The 20,951-nt window shown below is 70.5% G+C and carries 12 protein-coding genes; 5 read left to right on the forward strand and 7 right to left on the reverse strand.

Annotated features, from left to right (window positions below; translation table 11 throughout):
- Positions 1-5 precede the first annotated feature (5 nt).
- From GV790_RS01310 to GV790_RS01330, 5 genes are all read right to left on the reverse strand, one after another.
- Positions 6-3,740 carry a nitrate reductase subunit alpha gene (locus GV790_RS01310; protein ID WP_163809551.1) on the reverse strand — a complete coding sequence of 1,245 codons (3,735 nt, stop codon included), beginning with the start codon at positions 3,738-3,740 and terminating at the stop codon, positions 6-8.
- Between the two features lie 376 nt (positions 3,741-4,116).
- The gene (locus GV790_RS01315) at positions 4,117-5,877 is read right to left on the reverse strand and encodes an NTP transferase domain-containing protein (protein ID WP_163809552.1); all 1,761 of its coding nucleotides are present in this window, start codon (positions 5,875-5,877) and stop codon (positions 4,117-4,119) included.
- A gap of 105 nt (positions 5,878-5,982) precedes the next feature.
- On the reverse strand, positions 5,983-6,726 hold the full coding sequence (locus GV790_RS01320; RefSeq protein ID WP_163809553.1) for a VOC family protein: 744 nt from the start codon (positions 6,724-6,726) through the stop codon (positions 5,983-5,985).
- A 71-nt stretch (positions 6,727-6,797) separates the two neighbouring features.
- Positions 6,798-7,115 carry an MGMT family protein gene (locus tag GV790_RS01325; protein ID WP_163809554.1) on the reverse strand — a complete coding sequence of 106 codons (318 nt, stop codon included), beginning with the start codon at positions 7,113-7,115 and terminating at the stop codon, positions 6,798-6,800.
- A complete protein-coding gene (locus GV790_RS01330; protein ID WP_163809555.1) occupies positions 7,115-7,891 on the reverse strand; it encodes an alpha/beta hydrolase in 777 nt (258 codons plus the stop codon). The genes GV790_RS01325 and GV790_RS01330 overlap by 1 nt, the downstream gene beginning before the upstream one ends.
- Positions 7,892-7,988: 97 nt before the next feature.
- Here GV790_RS01330 and GV790_RS01335 point away from each other — a divergent pair, with 97 nt between their 5' ends.
- Positions 7,989-12,380, forward strand: coding sequence for a PD-(D/E)XK nuclease family protein (locus tag GV790_RS01335; protein ID WP_425343139.1), 4,392 nt, complete (start codon positions 7,989-7,991; stop codon positions 12,378-12,380).
- A complete protein-coding gene (locus GV790_RS01340; protein WP_163809556.1) occupies positions 12,377-15,727 on the forward strand; it encodes an ATP-dependent helicase in 3,351 nt (1,116 codons plus the stop codon). The genes GV790_RS01335 and GV790_RS01340 overlap by 4 nt, the downstream gene beginning before the upstream one ends.
- On the opposite strand, the gene GV790_RS01345 is transcribed toward GV790_RS01340, so the two are convergent.
- The gene (locus GV790_RS01345) at positions 15,702-16,112 is read right to left on the reverse strand and encodes a DoxX family protein (protein ID WP_163809557.1); all 411 of its coding nucleotides are present in this window, start codon (positions 16,110-16,112) and stop codon (positions 15,702-15,704) included. The two genes, GV790_RS01340 and GV790_RS01345, sit on opposite strands and share 26 nt — an antisense overlap.
- A 175-nt stretch (positions 16,113-16,287) precedes the next feature.
- On the opposite strand from GV790_RS01345, the gene GV790_RS01350 reads away from it, so the two are divergent.
- Positions 16,288-17,358 carry a potassium channel family protein gene (locus tag GV790_RS01350; RefSeq protein ID WP_175585775.1) on the forward strand — a complete coding sequence of 357 codons (1,071 nt, stop codon included), beginning with the start codon at positions 16,288-16,290 and terminating at the stop codon, positions 17,356-17,358.
- A gap of 34 nt (positions 17,359-17,392) precedes the next feature.
- Positions 17,393-18,292 carry an NAD(+) diphosphatase gene (gene nudC / locus GV790_RS01355; protein ID WP_163809558.1) on the forward strand — a complete coding sequence of 300 codons (900 nt, stop codon included), beginning with the start codon at positions 17,393-17,395 and terminating at the stop codon, positions 18,290-18,292.
- Positions 18,293-18,319: 27 nt separating this feature from the next.
- Here the strand turns inward: nudC and GV790_RS01360 are convergent, their stop codons facing one another.
- Positions 18,320-18,550: a mycoredoxin gene (locus GV790_RS01360; protein WP_175585776.1), complete on the reverse strand. Its 231-nt coding sequence runs from the start codon at positions 18,548-18,550 to the stop codon at positions 18,320-18,322.
- Between the two features lie 155 nt (positions 18,551-18,705).
- Between GV790_RS01360 and GV790_RS01365 the strand changes: the two genes are divergently transcribed.
- On the forward strand, positions 18,706-20,862 hold the full coding sequence (locus tag GV790_RS01365; protein WP_163809947.1) for an ATP-dependent DNA helicase UvrD2: 2,157 nt from the start codon (positions 18,706-18,708) through the stop codon (positions 20,860-20,862).
- The last annotated feature ends 89 nt before the right edge of the window (positions 20,863-20,951 follow it).

A 20,951-nucleotide genomic window follows, 5' to 3' on the forward strand; every position in this document is an offset into this window, starting at 1 on the left:
GCATGTCAGTACTCCACTTTCTGGCTGCGTCGACGAATGGTGGTGACTTCGTCGCGCTGGTTTCCGGTCGGCCCGTGATAGTTCAGGGCGAACGACTGCTGGGCGTAGCCGCCGATGAGGTGGGAGGGCTTGATCATGATCCGGGTGAGTGCGTTGTGGATACCGCCGCGCTTGCCCTTGCCGTTGAACGGTTTACCGGAGGCCGCGCTGTCGTCCGGGCCCTCGATGCGCGGCACGTCCACCGCCCGGTCCTGGGCGTGGTACATGAACACGGTGCCCTCCGGCATCCGGTGGCTGACGATGGCGCGGGCGACGACCACACCGTTGCGGTTGATCGCCTCGATCCAATCGTTGTCGGCCACACCGATCTTGGCGGCGTCCCTGTCCGACATCCAGATCGTCTGCCCGCCGCGCGAGAGCGTCAGCATGTGCAGGTTGTCCTGGTAGGCGGAGTGGATCGACCACTTCGAATGCGGGGTCAGGTAGCGCACCGTGACGCCGCGTTCGCCGACCTCGCCGACATTCGGCTCGCGGAACAGCGCCGTCATATCCAGCGGTGGCCGGAAGATCGGCAGCTGTTCGCCGAGTTCGATCATCCAGTCGTGGTCGAGGTAGAAGTGCTGGCGTCCGGTGAGGGTGTGCCAGGGCTTGAGCCGTTCGGTGTTGATGGTGAACGGGGAGTAGCGGCGGCCACCGGTCTCGCTGCCGGACCATTCCGGTGAGGTGATCACCGGCACCGGGCGGGCCTGGGTGTCGGCGAAGGTGATCCGCTTGCCCTCGTGTTCGGCGGCCAGATCGGCCATTTCGGTGCCGGTGCGCCGTTCCAGCGCCTCGAAACCCTCCACCGCGAGCCGGCCGTTGGTGGTGCCCGACAGCGCGAGGATGGCCTCGGCGGCGTGGGTGTCCTTGGCCAGCGACGGACGCCCCTGCGCCACGCCCGAGACCACGGTGCCGTACATGCCGGCCAGGTATTCGACTTCCTGATCGGGCAGCGTCGTGACGCCCTTGGTGGTCAGGCCGAGGGTCTCCACCAGCGGCCCGAGCGCGGCCATCTTCTCCGCGATCTTGCTGTAATCGCGTTCGACGACCACCAGCTTCGGCATGGTCTTACCCGGAACGGGTTCGCATTCACCGGCTTTCCAGTCCAGTACACGTCCACCGGCCTGGGCCATGGCGTCGGGCGAATCATGCTGCAACGGCACCGCGACGATGTCCTTGCGCACGCCGAGATGCTTTTCCGCCATCCAGGAGAAGCCGCGGGCGATGCGGTGGAAGGCGTCGAAATCGGTCTTGGCCTCCCACGGCGGGGAGATGGCGGGGGAGAAGGCGTGCACGAACGGGTGCATATCGGTCGAGGACAGATCGTGCTTCTCGTACCAGGTGGCGGCGGGCAGCACGATATCGGAGAACAGCGTGGTGCTGGTCATCCGGAAATCCAGCGACAGCAGCAGATCCAGCTTGCCGGTCGGCGCTTCCTCGCGCCAGGTCAGTTCCTGCGGACGCACGCCGGTGGCATCGGAGGTCTGCAGGTTGGAGCCGCAGCCCAGTAGATGCTTCTGGAAGTACTCGTTGCCCTTACCCGAGGAGCCGAGCAGATTGGCCCGCCACACGGTGAGCACGCGGGGGAAGTTCTCCGGTGCGTCGGGATCCTCGCAGGCGAAGTTCAGCTCACCGGATTTCAGGCCGTCGACCACGTGCTCGGCCGGCGATTTGCCCGCCTGCTCGGCCTCGTCGGCCAGATCGAGCGGGTTGCGGTCGAACGTCGGATAGGTCGGCATCCAGCCGAGACGGCTGGCGAGAGCGATATTGTCGGCGGCCGTGCGGCCGGTGAACCGGCCGTCGCCCAGCGGGGAGGCGAAGGTGTCGGAGGTGAACGGGTCGTAGCGCCACTGATCGTTGGTCAGATACCAGAACACGGTGCCCTGCATCTGGCGCGGTGGACGTTGCCAGTCGGTCGCGAAAGCCAGTGTGGACCAGCCGGTCACCGGGCGGCACTTCTCCTGGCCGACGTAATGCGCCCAGCCACCGCCGTTGACGCCCTGGCAGCCGGTGAGCAGCGTCAAGGTGAAGAACGCCCGATAGATCTGATCGGAGTGGAACCAATGGTTGGTGCCCGCACCCATCAGGATCATCGAGCGACCGCCGGAACGATCGGCGTTATCGGCGAATTCGCGGGCGATGCGGGCCGCCTGCTTGGCGGGCACACCGGTGATCGCCTCCTGCCAGGCCGGGGTGTAGGGCTCGGAGGGGTCGTCGAAACCGGTGGGCCAGCTGCCGGGCAGGCCGCTGCGGGCCACGCCGTACTGCGCGAGCAGCAGGTCGAAGACGGTGGTGACGCGCTTGCCCGCCAGGAACATCGTCGGCACGCCACGGGTCAGCACACCGGGGGTGTCGGTGTCGAAGCGCGGGAACTGCACGGCCGCAGCGTCGTCGGTGCGGCCGTGCAGGGTCAGCAGGGGATCGACGTCCCCGAGGTCCAGATTCCAGCGTCCGGTGCCGTCCTCGCCGAAGCGGTCGCCGAGAGAACCGTTGGGCACCACCGGATTACCGTCGGCATCCAGCAGCACGGTGCGGAACTCGGCGGCTTCGGCGTCGCTGCCGAGATCGGCGGAGGTGAGGAACTTGCCCGGCACGAAGACGCCATCGCGTTCGTCCAGGGTGATCAGGTAGGGCAGATCGGTGTAGCGCTTGATGTAATCGAGGAAGCGCGGAGTGGACTTCTCGACGAAGAATTCCTTGAGCACCACATGACCCATGGCCATGGCCAGCGCGGCATCGGTGCCGGGACGGGCGGGCACCCATTCGTCGGCGAACTTGGTGTTGTCGGCATAGTCGGGGGAGACCACCACGACCTTCTGGCCGCGATAGCGGGCCTCGGTCATGTAGTGCGCGTCCGGGGTCCGGGTCACCGGGACGTTGGAGCCCCACATGATGAGGTAACCGGCGTCGAACCAGTCGGCCGATTCCGGCACGTCGGTCTGGTCGCCGAAGACCTGCGGTGAGGCCACCGGCAGGTCGGCGTACCAGTCGTAGAACGACAGCATCGAACCGCCGAGCAGCGAGATGAACCGCGCACCCACCGCATGGCTGACCATCGACATGGCCGGAATCGGCGAGAAGCCTGCGACCCGGTCGGGCCCGTACTGCTTGATCGTGTAGACGTGCGCGGCGGCGGCGATCTCGGCGGCTTCCCACCACTCCGCGCGGACGAACCCACCTTTGCCGCGAGCGGCCTTGTACGCCTTGGCCTTTGCGGGGTCTTCGACGATCTCCCCCCACGCCAGCACCGGGTCCTTGAGCCGCGATTTGGCCTCGCGGTACAGCTCGAGCAGGGTGCCGCGCACGTACGGGTAGCGCACCCGGGCGGGGGAGTAGGTGTACCAGGAGAACGACGCGCCACGCGGGCAGCCGCGCGGCTCGTACTCGGGCTTGTCCGAGCCCACCGAGGGGTAGTCGGTCTGCTGCGACTCCCAGGTGATCACGCCGTCCTTGACGTAGATCTTCCAGGAACACGAGCCGGTGCAGTTGACGCCGTGGGTGGAGCGCACCACCTTGTCATGGGACCAGCGGTCGCGGTAGAACTCGTCGGCGCTGCGACCGCCGGTCTTGTGCACGGTGCGGTGGTCGGCCGAGATTTCGCCGCGGTGGAAGTATTTGCCCAGCCGCAGGAGAGCGTCGCCGGCGTCGGGCCGGTGAGCCGGATCGGAGGGCGCGGAACCCTGAGTGCGTGAATTAACCACGACGCCCCCTTCGAGCGGTGAAATCGGGCTGATGTCCCGACTGTAAGGAGGCGGCGACCGGCGTCCAAACGAATCTCTCACAGCGCTCAGTGCATGCCGGTGAGCTGTGAGGTGAGCGCAATCCGGTTGTCATTCCGCGGGGTGCGTTCGGCACCTCGATTGCGGGGGCGACCTGGGAAAACGCGGTATCCGTCGCTGCCGGACAGCGTGCCGACCGCCGGTTTCCGGCCTATCGGTGAAGCTTTGGAAACCGCCGCTTCTCGGTCGCTTTACATTTGTTAACACAGCGAAAGTGGCGGCCACCACTCCTATTCGCGCATTAATTGCCGGATTCGGAAATTTCCGCGGATTCGCGAACCGGATGCGGCGGCGTACCTCAGCCCGGCAGCGGCAGGAACTCGACCAGTGCACCGTCACGGGCATCGGCGGGCACGATGACGAGCCCGTCGTGGCCGAGTAGCCCGCCGAGGTGGGCGGTGCGGACCGCGGGTTCGCCGCGCCAGCCGCCGCCCGGGTCGGCCACCGCGGGGACGATCCGCGGGACCGGGCCCGCGATCTCGCTCGCATTGTGCAGCGGGCCCAGCACTGCTCGCGCCGGATGGGCGCCGGTGCGGCCCTCGACCACCGCGCCTGCCAGGGCGGTGAGCACCGCGACGGCGGCGAACGGGTTGCCGGGCAGGCCGAGCACCGTCGCGCCCGAGTTCAACTCCGCGACGACGGTCGAGCCGCCAGGACGCAGCCGCAGCCGATGCACCAGGATGCGGGCGTCGGCGCGACGCAGCGCGGACCGGAGTTGATCGGCGGCGCCGGAACCGGTCGCCCCCACCACGACCAGCAGATCGAAACCCTCGGTGCCGGTGAGCACCTCGTCGAAGCCGTGCGGTGTGTCGCGCAGGTGGACCCGGTCGACGGTGCGAATACCGTGCCGGGCCAGCAGATGCGGCAGGATCGGTCCGATGGAATCGCGGGTCTGCCCGCCGTGCAACGGGCCGGATGCGCGAATCTCATCGCCGGTCATGACGATTCGGGCCCGGACCGGCCCACGCACCGCGGCCTCGGGGATCTCGACGGCGGCGGCGGTGGAGATCAGCGCGGGCGTGACCGGAGTGCCCTCCTCGGCGATGAGATCACCGCGCTCCAGATCCTCGCCACGATGGCGGATATCGCCGCGCACCGGGCTATCGGGCAGCCGGCGCAGGTAGTGGTCGTCGCCGACCTCGGCGAACTCGTCACGCAGCACAGCGGTGGTGCCGTCGGGGACGTGCGCGCCGGTCGCGACGCGCACCGCCTCACCGGGGAGCAGACCGACCGGGCGCTGGCCACCGGCGAAACCGATGTCGGCGCGTAGACGCCACGGACCGTCACCGGCGACGGCGTAACCATCCATGGCCGAGACGTCGAAACGCGGCAGCGGCCCCGCCGCCCGGATCGGCGCGGCCAGCGCCGCGCCGGCGACTTCGAACAGTTCGGTGTGGTAGGAGGTCAGCCGGGAGAGGTTGTCGCGCAATGTTTGTCGTGCATCCTCCAGCGTCGACGGTGGCGGCTGATGACCGGGGGCACGCCCACCGTCGATGACGGCCCGTGCCGCGCGCACCTCCTCGTCGGTGTCGCAGTCGGTGATGCCGTTCAACCGCACCATCACCGTGTCGTCCGGGACGAGGGCCTTCATCGGTTGGTTGACCAGTGAATCCAGGCGGCTGAGCCGGGCGGCCAGCGCGTCGCGGCGCCACACGCCGATCAGGTACTGCGGGCGGCCGGATTCGTCGGCCGCGAACACGGCGTCGGCGCCCGATTGATCGCTGCGCCGCAGCAGATCGGCCACCGCCCACTCGGTCAGGAACGGCAGATCCGCGGCGAGCACCACGATGCGCGGGGCGGCTCCGGCGCCGAGTGCGCGCACACCGGCGCCGATCGCGGCGACCGGTCCCGCGCCCGGCGGCACCTCACGCACCTGCCGGACGTTCGGATCCAATTCGGGCCTGCGGGGTCCGACGACGACGGTCTGCCCGCAGCCCGCGACCGCGTCGAGCGCGACATGCAGCATCGACCGGCCCCCGATCACGATCGCCGGTTTGTCGACACCACCCATCCGGCTCGCCCGGCCCCCGGCGAGCACGATCGCGTCAGCGGCCGTCACCGGCCGCGGCCCTCGCTGTGGTTCGACATGGGTCCATGCTAGTTCGACGAGCCCGGGCGGCCATGCGGCGCGCGCCGCGACGGTCTGTGCGCACCGGAGGCGGGTTCAGAGCGCCGAACCGTCGTAGTCGGGTGCGAGCAGGTAGAACTCATTGGTGTCGGGGTCGGCCAGCGGCAGCCCCGGTTCGGCGCCGGAGGGTTCGATCGTGCGCGCTCCGGCGGCCCTGAGCCGGGCGATCTCGGCGGTCGGGTCGTCGGCGGGAAACGCGGCGACGTCCAGGCGCAACCGGTTACGGCCCTGCTTGGCCTCGGAGGTCTCGACGAATTCCAGCCAGCTCCCGAGACCGGTCGGCGAGCGCAGGCCGGTCACCGGCGATCCGGCCCGCGAGATCGGCCACCCGGAGGCGACCGACCAGAATTGCGCGAGCCGCTGCGGATCGAAGGTGTCGACCACGATCGCCGCCACCGCGCCGGTGTCCACATACTCCTCGCGCGGCTCCAGGACGCAGAACTCGTTGCCCTCCGGGTCGGCGAGCACGGTCCACGGCACGGCACCCTGCCCGATGTCGATCGCGCGGGCACCCAGGGCCATCGCACGATCGACCTGCATGCGCTGGTGGTCGGTGGATCGGCTGGCCACATCGAGATGGATCCGGTTCTTACCGGTCTTGGCGCGGGAGGCGGGAACAAAGGTCAGCGCGAGGTCGGAGCCGGCGGCGTCCGGCCCCGCGACGTCGACTTCACCCGGGCGGTCCAGCGTCACCGTCCAGCCGAGCAGTCGCGCCCAGAAATCCGCCACCATCCGTGGCTGGTCCGCATCGAATACCACACACGCGAGACGGGTGGTCATGTGTCCACGGTAACCGCAGATTCGCCCGGGAGGGGTGGATTGCGTGTTACCCGGCGTGCTGCTCAGGGTCGTCAGGACCCCGGAGTCGGCTCGTCGGGGAAGGTGAAGCGGGCGACACGCAGATCCACCCGGCCGTCGCGCACCGGGACACCCTCGGCGGTGAGCAGCCGCAGCTGTTTGTCGGCCAGGTGCGCTGCGGGGCGGCCGGCGGCGCCGAGCACCCGATGCCAGGGCAGATCGGCGGAATCGGTGCGCATGATCCAGCCGACGGTGCGTGGCGTCGACAGACCCGCCACCGCGGCGATATCGCCGTAGGTGGCCACCCGCCCGCGCGGGATCGACGCGACCAACTCGCGGACGCGTTCGATCTCGGCATCGCTGGTCGGCATCAGAGCACGGAACGGATCAGTTCGGCGGTCCGCTCGGGCAGGGCCTGGGCCACCATGTGGTCGCAATCCCATTCGTGCACGGTCAGGTTCGGGCCCATATGGGTGGTGAGCGCCTCCCGGAACTCCGGCGTGACGAACGGCGGGTCCACCTTCATGGCCTGCACCAGCACCGTCGGCAGGTGCTGCGGTGGCAGCACGTAGTGGCGAGCGAGCTGGCCCCAATAGGAGTTGATGGCTGGCAGGCTCATCCGCCAGCCCACTCGTCCGTTCGCGGTGGGCATCAGGTGTTCGTCCAGTTCGGCCTGCAACAGCTCGGGCGCGACATCACCCCAGCCGGTGTGCAGTTTGTCCATCCTGGCCTGCTCGACGTCGTCGTAGTCCTGGGAGGCCAGCGTCGACATGGCGATCTCGTGCAGCCGGGTCGGGTCCAGCGCGATGGCCGGATCGAGCAGCACCAGGTTGCGGGCCAGTTGCGGATGGTTGTGCACCAGATGCAGGGCGCAGGCGCCGCCGAAGGAATGCGCGACCAGCACCACGGGCTCATCGGTCTCATCAGCCAGCAGCTCGACCAGGTCGTGCACGATCGTCTCGAAATTCCACGGCGGCAGCGACGTGGAACGACCGTGTCCGCGCAGGTCGGGGGCGACGATCCGGACATCGGGCAGCAGCCGTTCGGCCAGGTCGGCCCAGCGCCTGCCGTGGCCGGTCACCCCGTGCAGGGCGAGGACCACCGGACCGGTGCTCGGGCCGAAACGGTGAACGTGGAGTGGGGACACGATGACATTTTGACCGTTGACCAATTCCGTCGCAGCACCAGGCGGCGCGGCGCCGCCATCGGGAGTGTCGGCCTCGTCTGTTGCAATAGCCCCCGTGGTGCGATCGGATAACGCCGTGCGGCTGGTTCGCCGGAAAGTGGCGGCGCCCGGACCCAGGGTCTGGAGCGCCGAGGTCCGCGCGCTGTTCGCCGCCGCCGCCGACCCGGGCGGCATCCGCCCCGGCACCGGCGTATGGCAGGTTCTCGGCGGCCCCGGTACCGGCAAGACCGCCCTGCTGGTCGACCTGGCCGCCGACCGCATCGCCGCGGGCGCCGACCCCGAGTCCGTGCTGTTGCTCACTCACTCGAAGAACGCGGCCGCGGCGGTGCGTGATGCGATCACCGCGCGACTGTCGGCACCGCCGGAGGTCCCACCAACGGAGCCCGCCTCCCCGCCGGACGATCCCGGACCGGGCGACAGCCTGTTCGAACCGCCGCCGGACCCGGAGGCGCCCTGGGATGACGCGGGGCTGTTCGCACTGGACGAGCTGGACGCGGCGTTGGATGCCGGCGACGGGATGGGGCAGGACGGTCCGCACCGTCCGGAAACCGGCGGCCGCGCCGGGCCGGACGCCGCGGAGGAACCGTCGAGCGCCCAGGTAACGGAGTCCTTCGACCGGGCGCGGGCCGCGGGATCCGCGCCGAATGACGAAGGTGGCGATTCCTCCGGTGCTGTGCGGGCCGCCGATGTGGGGCAGGCGTCCGCGGGTGTCCGCGAGCCCGTCGATGCGGGGTCGGCTGCCGCCGGGTCCGGGGCCGCGCATTTCGTCGGGGTGCCGGGTGCGACCAGGGAACCGCTGGTGCGCACGATCCACTCGTATGCCTTCGCCGTGCTGCGCCGCCATGCCGTCGCGCACGGCAATCCGCCGCCGCGGTTGCTGACCGGATCGGAGCAGGATGCCGTGCTGCGGGAGATGTTGCGCGGCGATCTGATCGATATCGCCGACGGCGCGACCCACCTATGGCCGCAGCGGCTGCATCCCGCGCTCGGACTCGCCGGCTTCGCCGATCAGCTGCGTGACCTGATGCTGCGGGCCACCGAACGAGGACTGGGTCCGGAGGATCTGATCCGGCTCGGACGTGAGCGCGATAAGCCGGAATGGGTGGCCGCGGGCCGGTTCGCCGCGCGGTACGAGCAGGCGATGCTGCTGCGCTGGTCGGTGGGCGTGGCCGCGCCGGAGGCATCCGCGCCCGCCCTGAACGCAGCCGAACTCGTCGGTGCGGCGTTGGACGCGTTGGCCACCGATGAGAAGCTGCTGGCCGCCGAACGAGGACGGTTGCGGTATCTGCTGGTCGACGACGCCCAGCATCTCGACCCGCAGGCCGCGATGCTGGTGCGGGTGCTGAGCGCGGGCGCGACCATGACCGTCGTCGCCGGCGATCCCGATCAGGGTGTGTTCGCCTTTCGTGGTGCGGATGCGCGCTTCCTGCTCGACCTCGACGTGCCGGACCGTCAGCGCATTGTGCTGCGCGAGAACCATCGATCGGTGCCCGCGGTGCGGCTGGCGGTCGCTCGGGTCGCGTCCCGGTTGCCCGGCAGCGCACCGCAACGCCCGAGGGTGGATGCCCAGGCCGACACCGCGCCCGACGCCGGCGCCGATGTCCGGGTCCGGGTGCTCGCCACGCCGGCGAAAGAGGCGGCGCTGATCGCCGACCATCTGCGGCGCGCGCACCTCACCGACGGCGTGCCGTGGTCGGGCATGGCGGTCGTGGTGCGCTCGGTCCCGCTGTCGCTACCGCCGTTGCGCCGCGCCTTGCTGGCCGCGGGCGTGCCGGTGCGCCAGCCCGCCCTCGACACCCCCTTGGCGCGGCGGCGCGGCGCGGCCTGGATGCTGTCGTCGCTGCGCGCGATCCTCGCCTCGGAGGCCGCGACGAGCGCCGACCCGGCCGGGACGCCGCATCGCCACGAAGCGCTGTTCACCCCCGACGACGCCCTCGACCTGCTGTCCGGCCCGCTCGGCGCCGCCGACCAGATCGCCCTGCGCCGGCTGCGCCGCGGTATCCGCCGCACGGCACTCGGCCTGGAACGCGCCGCCACCCGTCACGGTGACGCGCCGTGGCCCTCCGACGAAACCCCTTCGGCCCCTGGTGACCCCCACACAGAACTGGACGATCTGCTCCCGGATCCGGCCGACGCAGCTCTCCATCTTCCGGCCGACCCGCTCGTTCCGGGCCCTGCCGACCTGCTCGCTCCGGAACCGCCCGACCTGCCGCCGCCCCCGGATCCGGCCGATACCGAGCTGCACATTCCCGCCGATGCGCTTGTCCCGCACGACCATGACCAGCTGCCGCCGCCGGACCCGATCGACGCCGACATCACCCCCGAGTGGACGATTGAACAAGCTTCGCGCCTGTCGGCCGACGCCGACTGGTACGGCATCGATCGCGATCCCTTCGATCGCGAAGCGGACCGCTACGGGCTCAGCACGGAGACTGACGATGCGGATGCGGATGCGGACGCCACACGTGATCCGGCTGACCCGCGGCCCGATCCACCGCGCACGCCCGGCGCCTCGCCCTCCGAACAGTCCTCCGCCGAGGTGCTGCGCGATCTGCTGCTCGGCGTCGGCGACCAGCGGATCCTCGCGGGCCTCACCGAGGTCGAATCCGCTCCGCTGCGGCGGGCGCTGACCGCACTGGATCGGGCACGGAAGGCACGACGGCGCGGGGGCGGGCTCGAAGACGTGCTCTGGGCGTTGTGGACCGGATCGCGGTTGGAGCGGCGCTGGGTCGCGCAGTCCGAGCGCGGTGGTGCCGCCGGTGCGCAGGCCGATCGGGATCTGGATGCGGCGGTCGCCCTGTTCGATGCCGCCGCGGCCTACGTCGACCGGCTGCCCCGCGCGGGCATCGAGGGCTTCGTGGAATACCTGCTGCATCAGGAGATTCCGCACGATACGTCGGTGCGCACCAGTCCCGTCGAGGCGGTGGAGCTGCTCAGCGCGCACGCCGCCGCCGGACGGGAATGGGAGGTGGTGGCCGTCGCCGGGGTGCAGGAGGGAATCTGGCCGGATCCGCGTCCACGCGGCACCTTGCTGCACACCGAGGATCTGGTCGACGTCGCCGCGGGAGTGCTCACCGAGGGCGAACGGATGAGCCGGGCGGCCCCGATCCTGGCCGAGGAGCGCAGGCTGCTGCTGGTGGCATGCAGCCGCGCCCGCCGATCACTGCTGGTCACCGCGGTGGAATCGGTCACGGGCGACCGTGATCTGGTGCCCTCGCGGTTCCTGGCCGAACTGCTCGGCCACGACGATGAGGGCGAACCCGGCGCGCTACCGGTCGAAGATCCGGGCCGCGTGTTGGTGATGGGTTCGCTGGTGGCCGAATTGCGCGGGGTGGTCTGCGATCCCGAGGCCGATCCACAGCGTCGTCGCCGGGCCGCCCGCCATCTCGCCCGGCTCGCGGACGCGGGCGTGCGCGGCACCGCGCCAGACGACTGGTACGGCACCGCCGACCTCAGTACCGAGCGCCCCCTCTGGGACGACGACGAATCCGCGGTCGCGCTCTCACCGTCGACGGTCGAACTGCTGCGTACCTGCCCGTTGCGCTGGGCGCTGGAACGCCACGGCGGCACCGACGGCGACAATCCGCACGCGGTCAAGGGCAACCTGGTGCACACCCTGGTCCAGGCCCTGGCCGGCAAGGTGCCGACCAGCCAGGTGCGGGCCGCGCTCCAGGCGGTCTGGGACTCGGTGGACGGCGATCAGGGCTGGCATTCCCGGCAGGAGCGCCGCCGCACCGAGGCGATGCTGGAAACCTTCCTGGCCTGGGTCGACAACACCCGCGGCGAACTCACCCAGGTCGGCATCGAGGTGCCGGTGGACTGTGTGCTTCCGCCGCGCTCCGACGACGAGCCGCCGGTGCGTATCCGCGGCCGCGTCGACCGCCTCGAACGCGACGCCCAGGGCCGCTTCGTCATCGTCGATGTGAAGACCGGCAAGAACCCGGTCTCGGTCAAGGCCGTCGAGGACCATGCCCAGCTGGCGACCTACCAGGTCGCCGCCGCGTTCGGCGCGCTCGACGCCCTCTCCGGTGAATCCGCCGATGAGCCGAGCGATCTCGACGCCGCCGCCACGGATATCAACGGGAACGCCGAGGTCGACGGGCGCAGCGAGATCGAGAACCGTGCCGATGAGGCCGGCGACCTCGCCGGCGAGCCGGCGGAACAACGCGAGCCCACCGATCGGGGCGACCCGCACCTCGAGCTCGGCGAACCCGGCGGCGCCCGCCTCGTCTACGTCGCCAAACCGCACACCCGCGACGGTGCGACCCAGCGCACCCAGCAACCCCTCGACGGCGAAGCCCTGCACACCTGGCGCGGCACCATCCACGACGCCGCGGCCGCCACCAGGGGGCCGAGCTATCTGGCCATGCGCAATGACGGCTGCCGGCACTGCGCCGTCGCGGGCAGCTGCCCGGTCCAGGACACCGGACGCCAGGTGACCGACGAATGAGTGCGCGGGTCACGCCGTGGCAGCTCGCCGAGGCTCTCGGCCTGCCGCCACCCACCGACGAGCAGGCCGTAGTGATCGCGGCGCCGCCCGGGCCGACGCTGGTGGTGGCGGGTGCGGGGGCGGGCAAAACCGAGACGATGGCCGCGCGCGTGGTCTGGATGGTCGCCAATCGCCTGGTGCTGCCCGATGAAGTGCTCGGCCTGACCTTCACCCGAAAAGCGGCCCAGCAGCTGACCACCCGTATCCGCACCCGGCTGGCCCGGCTCGCTGGGGCGCCGCTGCTGCGCGAACTCGATCCCAGCGGCGGTCTGCGCGCCTCGCTGGCCGGTGCGGAACCCGAGATCAGCACCTACCACTCCTATGCGGGCAGGCTGCTGACCGAACACGGCCTGCTGCTGCCGGTGGAACCCTCGGCGACGCTGCTCACCGAGACGCAGTTGTGGCAGTTGGCCCATCAGGTGGTGCGCACCTGGGACGGCGATCTGGACACCGAGCGCACGCCGGTCTCGGTCACCGAGGCGGTGCTGGCGCTGTCGGGGCAGCTGGCCGAACATCTGGTGGAGCCGGAGGAACTGGCCGAGGCGCATACCGAACTCGAGAAGCTGGTGCACACCCTGCCCGCGGGTCCGCGCCAGCGCGGCGGCCCGAGCCAGGAACTGCTGAAGATCCTGAAGGTGCAGCGTGAGCGGGTGGCACTGCTGCCGCTGGTGCGGCAGCTGGGTGAGGCGTTGCGCCGGCGCGGCGCCCTGGACTTCGGGGCGCAGATGTCGCTCGCGGCGCGGCTGTCGGCCGAGCACGCCGAGGTGGGTGCGGCCGAACGGGCGCGTTTCCGGCTGGTCCTGCTCGACGAATACCAGGACACCGGCCACGCCCAGCGCATCCTGCTGGCGGCGTTGTTCGGCGGCACCGGAACCGGCGACCGCCCCGCGGTGACCGCGGTGGGCGATCCCATGCAGTCCATCTACGGCTGGCGCGGGGCTTCCGCGGCCAACCTCCCACGTTTCGCCACCGACTTTCCCGCCGCACCCGGAGTTCCCGCGCCGACGCTGTCGCTGCTGACCAGCTGGCGCAATCCGCCCGAGGCGCTGGCGCTGGCCAATCTGGTGGCAGAACCCTTGCGCCGCAAGGCGATCGAGGGCGGTGGGGTCACCGTGGACGCCTTGCGCGCCAAGCCCGCCGCCGAACCGGGCACGGTGGCGTTGGCGCTCACCGACACCGTGGCCGCCGAACGCGAGTGGTTCGCCACCCGGATCGCGGCCGACTGGCAGGCCCGCCACGACGCGGGCGAGCAGCCGCCGACGTCAGCGGTGCTGGTGCGCCGCAACGCCGACGCCGCGCCGATCGCCGAAGCCCTGCGTGAGCAGGGCTTGCCGGTGGAGATCGTCGGCCTCGGCGGCCTGCTGGCCACCCCGGAGGTCGCCGACGTCGTCGCCACCCTGCGGTTGATCGCCGAACCCGGCGCGGGCAGCGCGGCTGTGCGCATCCTGACCGGTGCGCGCTGGCGCATCGGGGTCTCGGATCTGTCGGCGCTGGCCGGGCGGGCCAGGGAGTTGTCGATCGGACGCGGCACCGCGGCCACCGGCGATATCACCGACGGCGCGGCCCTGGCCGTCGCGCTGCGCGAGGTCGCGCCGGAACCGGCGGAGCAGGCGGGGCTCGCCGACGCCATCGCCGACCCCGGCCCGGCCGAACAGTATTCGCCCGATGGCTACCGCCGCATCGTCGCCTTGGGACGCGAACTGGCCGCTCTGCGCGAACGCAGCGGGCAGCCGTTGACCGAGCTGGTCGCCGATGTGGAACGCACCATCGGAGTCGGCGTCGAGACCCAGGCCCGCCGCGCCATGTCCGGTGCGGGCGCGGGCCGGGAACATCTGGACGCCTTCGCCGAAGTGGTCGCGGGTTACGCCGGGGACAGCGCAGCCTCGCTGAGCGGCCTGCTCGCCTTCCTCACCGCCGCCGAATCGGTGGAGAACGGCTTGGAACCGGGTGAGGTGGAGGTCGCCAAGGATCGCGTGCAGGTGCTCACCGTGCACGCGGCGAAGGGGCTGGAATGGGAGATCGTCGCCGTACCGCATGTGGTGCGCGATGTGTTCCCGTCCGGCAAGGCCTCCGGCAGCTGGCTCGGCGCCCTCGCCGAACTGCCCACGTCGCTGCGCGGTGACCGCGCCCGCCCCGACGACGGCGCCGACGGTGTGCCGGTCCTCGACCTGACCGACCTCTACGACCGGGCCGATCTGGACCGTGCCATCAAGGAACACAAGGCCGCACTCGACCGCCGCCGCCTCGACGAGGACCGCAGGCTGTTCTATGTCGCGCTCACCAGAACCGAACGCATGCTGCTGGTTTCGGGTCACTACTGGTCGGATTCGAGCCCGTCGGTCAAGGGGCCGTCGGACTTCCTGCTCGAACTGAAACAAGCCGTCGAAGATCCGGACAGTCCGGCCCACGGCGCCGCGGAACTGGCCCGCTGGGACGATCCGCCCGAACCCGACGCCGTCAACCCGTTCACCGACAACCCGCCCACTGCGCCATGGCCACGCGATCCGCTGGGCCGCCGCCGCGCCCCGATCGAACAGGGTGCGCAGCTGGTGCGCGCCGCGATGGCGGAACTGGCGGCCGACCCGGTGACACCCGAGGACGACGACCCCGATGGCTGGGCCGCCGATGTGGAAGCCCTGCTGGCCGAACATCGCAGCGCCACCGGCGTCGCCGAAGAAGTGGAACTGCCGAGCAGCCTGCCCGCGACGGCGCTGGTGGAGCTGCGCGCCGATCCGGCGCGACTGGCCGCCCGGCTGCGCCGTCCGCTGCCGTATCCGCCGAATCCGCTGGCCAGGCGCGGCACCGCCTTCCATGCCTGGGTGCAACGCTGGTTCGCCGCCGATGGTCTGCTCGGCCTGGACGAACTCCCCGGCGCGGCCGACACCGCCGATAGCGCCGACGCCGAACTCGCCCGCATGCAGGAGGCCTTCCTGTCCTCGCGCTGGGCGCACCGTAGCCCCATCGAGGTGGAGGTGCCGTTCGAAACCACCATCGCGGGCACCGTGATCCGCGGCCGGATGGACGCGGTCTTCGCCGAACCGGACGGCCGCTGGACCGTCGTGGACTGGAAGACCGGCGCCGAACCGAATGCCGCCGACGAACGAGCGGTCGCGGTGCAGCTCGCCGTCTACCGTCTGGCCTGGGCGCGGCTGACGGCGGCGCGCACCGGCGCCGATCCCGACGAGTTGCTCGGCCGGATCGGCGCCGCGTTCCACTATGTGCGCAGCGGCCGTACCGTCGCGCCGGTCGATCTGCCGGGCGCGAGCGAGTTGACCGAGCTGATCAGGTCCGCGGCGCCCGCCGGCTGACCGACAGGGCGGTGGTGATCATCGGAATCTGCAACGGCAGCCGCAGCACGGAGATCAGCTTGATCGGCCAACTCGCCTTCGAGCTGCTCATCGAATCCACCGCGAACTGGATGTTCGCCGGGAACACCGCGACGAACAGCGCGGCGGCCAGCCGACCGCCCAGGCGCCGGGTGCGCGGCACCGCGAGCGCTGTCGCCACGCCGATCTCGGCCACCCCTGAGGCGTAGGTGTAGCCGCGCGCCCGGCCCGGCAGCGTGGGCGGCACGATCGAATCGAACGGTTTGGGGACCACGAAATGCAGCACACCCATTCCGAACAGCGCCGCTGCCATGAGCAGCGCCGGCCTGCGGCTGGTATCGGGTGCGGTGGACTCGGAAACTGCCATGCCGCTCACTCTAAGCGGGTATCCGCCGCGGCGGCAGGCCCACCTCGTCGCGTCGAGGCGCTCGACCGGCGCGGTGACGGGGTAGGCTCCCGTGCTGTGCCGGAGGGAGAAACAATGCCGGAACCGGTGACATCGACCGGGATCGGCGCCGGGGACACAGGGACGGGTGAGTGCGTTGCTCGATGACCTGGGTGACCGCGCGCGCAGCGGATTGGGGCGGCTGACCGACCGGCCGGACTTCGCACTCGTGGGTGTGCTGCGCATTCCCGAAGCGCAAGCCAGCCCGTGGATCTCACTGACCCGCCGGGTGCTGTTCGCGATCGGGCTGCTGTTCGGCGCCGCGCTGGTGGTCTACATCGGCCGCGACGGCTACCGGGACGCCTCCGAGAATCCGCTGTCGTTCCTGGACGCGCTGTACTACGCGACGGTGTCGCTGTCGACCACCGGGTACGGCGACATCTCGCCGGTCACCCCGCTGGCCAGGCTGGTCAACATCATCGTCATCACCCCGCTGCGCGTGCTGTTCCTCATCGTGCTCGTCGGCACCACGCTCAGCGTGCTGACGGAACGGTCCCGCCAGGCATTCAAGATTCAGCGTTGGAGGCACAGCGTGCGCAATCACACCGTCGTCATCGGCTACGGCACCAAGGGCCGCACCGCGATCGACGCCATGCTCGGCGACGGGGCGTCGCCGAGTGAGATCGTCGTTGTCGACACCGACTCCGTCGCGTTGGAGGCCGCCGCCAACGCCGGTCTGGTCACCGTGCACGGTTCGGCGTCCCAGTCGGATGTGCTGCGGCTGGCCGGTGTGCAGAACGCCTCCTCGATCGTGGTCGCCACCAACCGTGACGACACCGCGGTGCTGGTCACGCTGACCGCCCGCGAACTCACCAAGAGCGCCAAGATCGTGGCCTCCATCCGCGAGGCAGAGAACACCCATCTGCTGCGTCAGTCCGGTGCCGATTCGGTGGTGGTGTCCTCGGAGACCGCGGGCAGGCTGCTCGGCATCGCGACCACGAAACCGACGGTGGTGGAGATGATCGAGGATCTGCTGACCCCGGAGCAGGGCTTCGCGGTGGCCGAACGCGAGGTCGAGCCCGGGGAGGTCGGCGGATCGCCGCGCCACCTCAGCGACATCGTGCTCGGCGTGGTGCGGGCGGGCGAGTTGATCCGCGTCGGCGAACCGGAGGTCGACGCCCTCGACCACGGCGACAAGCTGCTGTATCTGCGCCGCGCCGGGCGCTGATCCGCCCCGCCGGGCCTCCACTAAGCTCGGCGTTGTGGCATTCCAGCTCAACAGCGTTCCGCTGCTTTCCCGTTCCGTCGTCGACCGGGCCGAGGAGGTGCGCGCCGACCCGCAGGCGTTGAAGGAGGGCTGGTCCACCGCGAAACTGCTGCGGATCAACCGGCGCGGCCAGGTGCGTTTCGATGACGGCGCCCTGGTCTTCGATCAGGCGGTCGAGCTCGCCGCCGAACCGGATCCGGCCGCGGTGTTCCTCGGCGTCGCCGACGGTGTGCACCTGTGGGCGGTCCGCGATCCCGAACTCTCCGGCTCGCTGCTGGATCTGCGGGCCATGGCCGCCACCGTCGACGATGTCACCGCTGGCCTGCTGTCCACCGCGCTCGCGCTGTTGAACTGGCACGACAAGGCCGGTTTTCACGCGGCCGACGGCACCGCGACCGTCGCGGTCAAAGGCGGCTGGTCACGCACCACCGAAGCGGGGCTCGAAGAGTTCCCGCGCATCGACCCCGCGGTGATCTGCCTGATCCACGACGGCGGCGATCGGGTGCTGCTGGCCCGTCAGCACAGCTGGCCGGAGACCCTGTTCTCGCTGCTGGCCGGGTTCGTGGAGGCGGGCGAATCGCTGGAGCGCTGCGTCGAACGCGAAATGCGCGAAGAAGTGGGGCTCGACGTCAGCGAGATCCACTATCTCGGCAGTCAGCCGTGGCCGTTCCCGCGCTCGCTGATGCTCGGTTTCAGCGCCGTCGCCGATCCGGCGCAGCCGCTGGTGTTCTCCGACGGCGAGATCGCCGACGCGCACTGGTTCACCCGCGCCGAAGTGCGCGAAGCGCTGGCGGCGGGCGACTGGTCGAACCGCGCGGACAACGCCCGATTGCTGCTGCCCGGTTCGATCTCGATCGCCCGCACCATTGTGGAATCCTGGGCCGCGCTCGACTGAGCGCGCTGCCCAGGGTGCGAGCTGCGGTCAGGAAATGGTGGCCAGCGCCTGCTTGACCTGGGCCAACGATGGATTGGTCGCGGTCGAACCGTCGGAGTACTTCACCGTCGGGACCACATGGTTGCCGCCGTTGACGCTGCCGACGAACTCGGCGGACGCGGGGTCCTGCTCGATATCGATCTCGACATAGGTGATGCCCGCCTCGTCCAGCTGCTTCTTCAGCCTGCGGCAGTAGCCGCACCAGGTGGTCGAGTACATCGTCAGGTCAGGAGTCTGCTCGGTCACGGTCGGTGCAACGCCGGGCCGGCCGTTCCTGTTCCGGGCCGCCGCTGCCGTGCCCATCACAGCTGTCCGCGTTCGCCTGCCACGGCGGTGAGCCGGCAGCCGCCCGGTTGTCGGTGCGCACTGTCATGATGGAGCGCGTGCCCGCACTCGACCTCTCCGCCCTCGACCCCGAGCAGGCCGCCGCCGTGCGGGCGCCGCGCGGGCCGGTGTGCGTGCTCGCCGGCGCGGGAACCGGCAAGACCAGGACCATCACCTACCGGATCGCGCATCTGGTCGCGGCCGGGCAGGTCAAGGCCGACCAGGTGCTCGCGGTCACCTTCACCGCACGAGCCGCCGGGGAGCTGCGCGCACGCCTGCGCGCACTCGGCCTCGGCGGCGAGGCGAACCAGGTGCAGGCGCGCACCTTCCACGCGGCGGCGCTGCGTCAGCTGCGCTATTTCTGGCCCCAGGTCGTCGGCGATGTGCCGTGGCGGCTGCTCGACAGCAAGTTCCCGGTGGTCGCCCAGGCCGCGCACCGGGTGGGTCTGCCGTCGGGCACCGAGAGCGTGCGCGATCTGCTCAGCGAGATCGAATGGGCCAAATCCTCGCTCATCGCGCCCGAGGATTATCCGGCCGCGGCTGCTCGTCATCACCGCGATCTCCCGTTCGATGCGCAACGGATCGCGCAGGTCTACACCGGCTACGAAGCGCTCAAGACCTCGCCGGACGGCCTGCTGCTCGATTTCGACGATCTGCTGCTGCACACCGCCGCCGCGCTCGAGGACTATCCGGCCGTGGCCGATGAGTTCCGCGGCCGCTACCGCTGTTTCGTCGTCGACGAATACCAGGACGTCACCCCCCTGCAGCAGCGGGTGCTCGACGCCTGGCTGGGCGATCGCGACGATCTGACCGTCGTCGGCGACGCCAACCAGACGATCTACTCCTTCACCGGTGCCAGCCCCGCCCATCTGCTGGATTTCTCGCGGCGCTTCCCGGATGCCACCGTCATCCGGCTCGAACGCGACTACCGCTCCACACCCCAGGTGGTGTCGCTGGCGAACCGGGTCATCGGGATGGCGCGCGGCCGCATCGCAGGCACCCGGCTACAGCTGATCGGCCAGCGCCCCGACGGGCCGGAGCCCACCTTCACCGAATACGACGACGTGCCGGCCGAGGCGGCAGGCGTGGCCCGGGATATCGCGGAGCTGATCGCGGCGGGCACGCCCGCCTCGGAGATCGCGGTGCTCTACCGGATCAACGCGCAATCGGAAACCTATGAGCAGGCGCTCACCGAGCGCGGCATCCCCTACCAGGTGCGCGGTGGTGAGGGCTTCTTCACCCGCGCCGAGGTCCGCCAGGCCGTGCAGGCGCTGCGCCAGGCCGCGGCCCGCGACGATCTGCCCGATCAGGCCCGTACCGGTGCCGCGCTGGTCACCCTGGTGCGCGCGGTGCTGGCCCCGCTCGGGCTCACCGCCACCGAACCCGCGGGTGCGCAGGCCAGGGAGAAGTGGTCGTCGCTGATGGCGCTGGTGCAGCTCACCGAGGAACTCGTCACGCACGACGAGCAGCTCGATCTGCCGGGCCTGCTGCGCGAGCTGGCCGCGCGCGCCGAGGCCAGGCATCCACCGACCGTCCAGGGCGTCACCCTGGCGTCGTTGCACGCGGCCAAGGGCCTGGAATGGGATGCCACCTTCCTGGTCGGGCTGTCCGACGGCACCCTGCCGATCGCGCACGTCCTCGGCGACGACGGCTCGGTCGCCGATCAGGCCGCGCTCGAAGAGGAACGCCGCCTGCTCTACGTCGGCGTCACCAGGGCACGCGAACATCTGCGCTTGTCGTGGGCACTGGCCCGCAACGAGGGCGGCCGCCGCACCCGGCGCCGTTCCCGTTTCCTGAACGGCCTGGTCCCCGACGATTCTCCGGCGTCGCGGATCGCCGCGCCGACCATCGAACGAGCCGGCGACGGCACCCGTCCGCTGTGCCGCATCTGCGCCAAGCCACTGCTCGGCACCTATGCGACGATGCTCGGCCGCTGCCGCAGATGTCCCGCCGAACTCGACGCCGAACTGCTTGCCGCGCTGCGGGAATGGCGTGCCGAGAAGGCCCAGGCCCAGCGGCTGCGCGAGTTCAGCGTGTTCACCGACACCACGCTCACCGCGATCGCCGAACAACTACCCGCCGATGACGCTGCTCTGGCCGCGATTTCGGGAATCGGCGCCCGCAAGATCGAACAGTACGGCGCCGACGTCATCGCGCTGGTGCGCTCGCGCACCGGAAAGAATCACAAAACCGCAGGTAGAAAATAGGTTGTCGGTTCTCCCGAGATCGCATACGGTGGGAGACACGCAACGGGAGGCCATCCCGGCGCGCACAGTTCAGACAGATTACGAGTACA

The organism is Nocardia cyriacigeorgica, assembly GCF_010858045.1.
Taxonomy (GTDB): domain Bacteria; phylum Actinomycetota; class Actinomycetes; order Mycobacteriales; family Mycobacteriaceae; genus Nocardia; species Nocardia cyriacigeorgica_E.

What these genes read in the sequence shown, in the direction of transcription:
- GV790_RS01340 (WP_163809556.1), top strand. Translation starts at nt 12,377, where the DNA reads ATGAGTGCGCGGGTCACGCCGTGGCAGCTCGCCGAGGCTCTCGGCCTG.
- GV790_RS01320 (WP_163809553.1), bottom strand. Translation starts at nt 6,726, where the DNA reads ATGACCACCCGTCTCGCGTGTGTGGTATTCGATGCGGACCAGCCACGG.
- GV790_RS01360 (WP_175585776.1), bottom strand. Translation starts at nt 18,550, where the DNA reads ATGTACTCGACCACCTGGTGCGGCTACTGCCGCAGGCTGAAGAAGCAG.
- GV790_RS01325 (WP_163809554.1), bottom strand. Translation starts at nt 7,115, where the DNA reads ATGCCGACCAGCGATGCCGAGATCGAACGCGTCCGCGAGTTGGTCGCG.
- GV790_RS01345 (WP_163809557.1), bottom strand. Translation starts at nt 16,112, where the DNA reads ATGGCAGTTTCCGAGTCCACCGCACCCGATACCAGCCGCAGGCCGGCG.
- GV790_RS01365 (WP_163809947.1), top strand. Translation starts at nt 18,706, where the DNA reads ATGGAGCGCGTGCCCGCACTCGACCTCTCCGCCCTCGACCCCGAGCAG.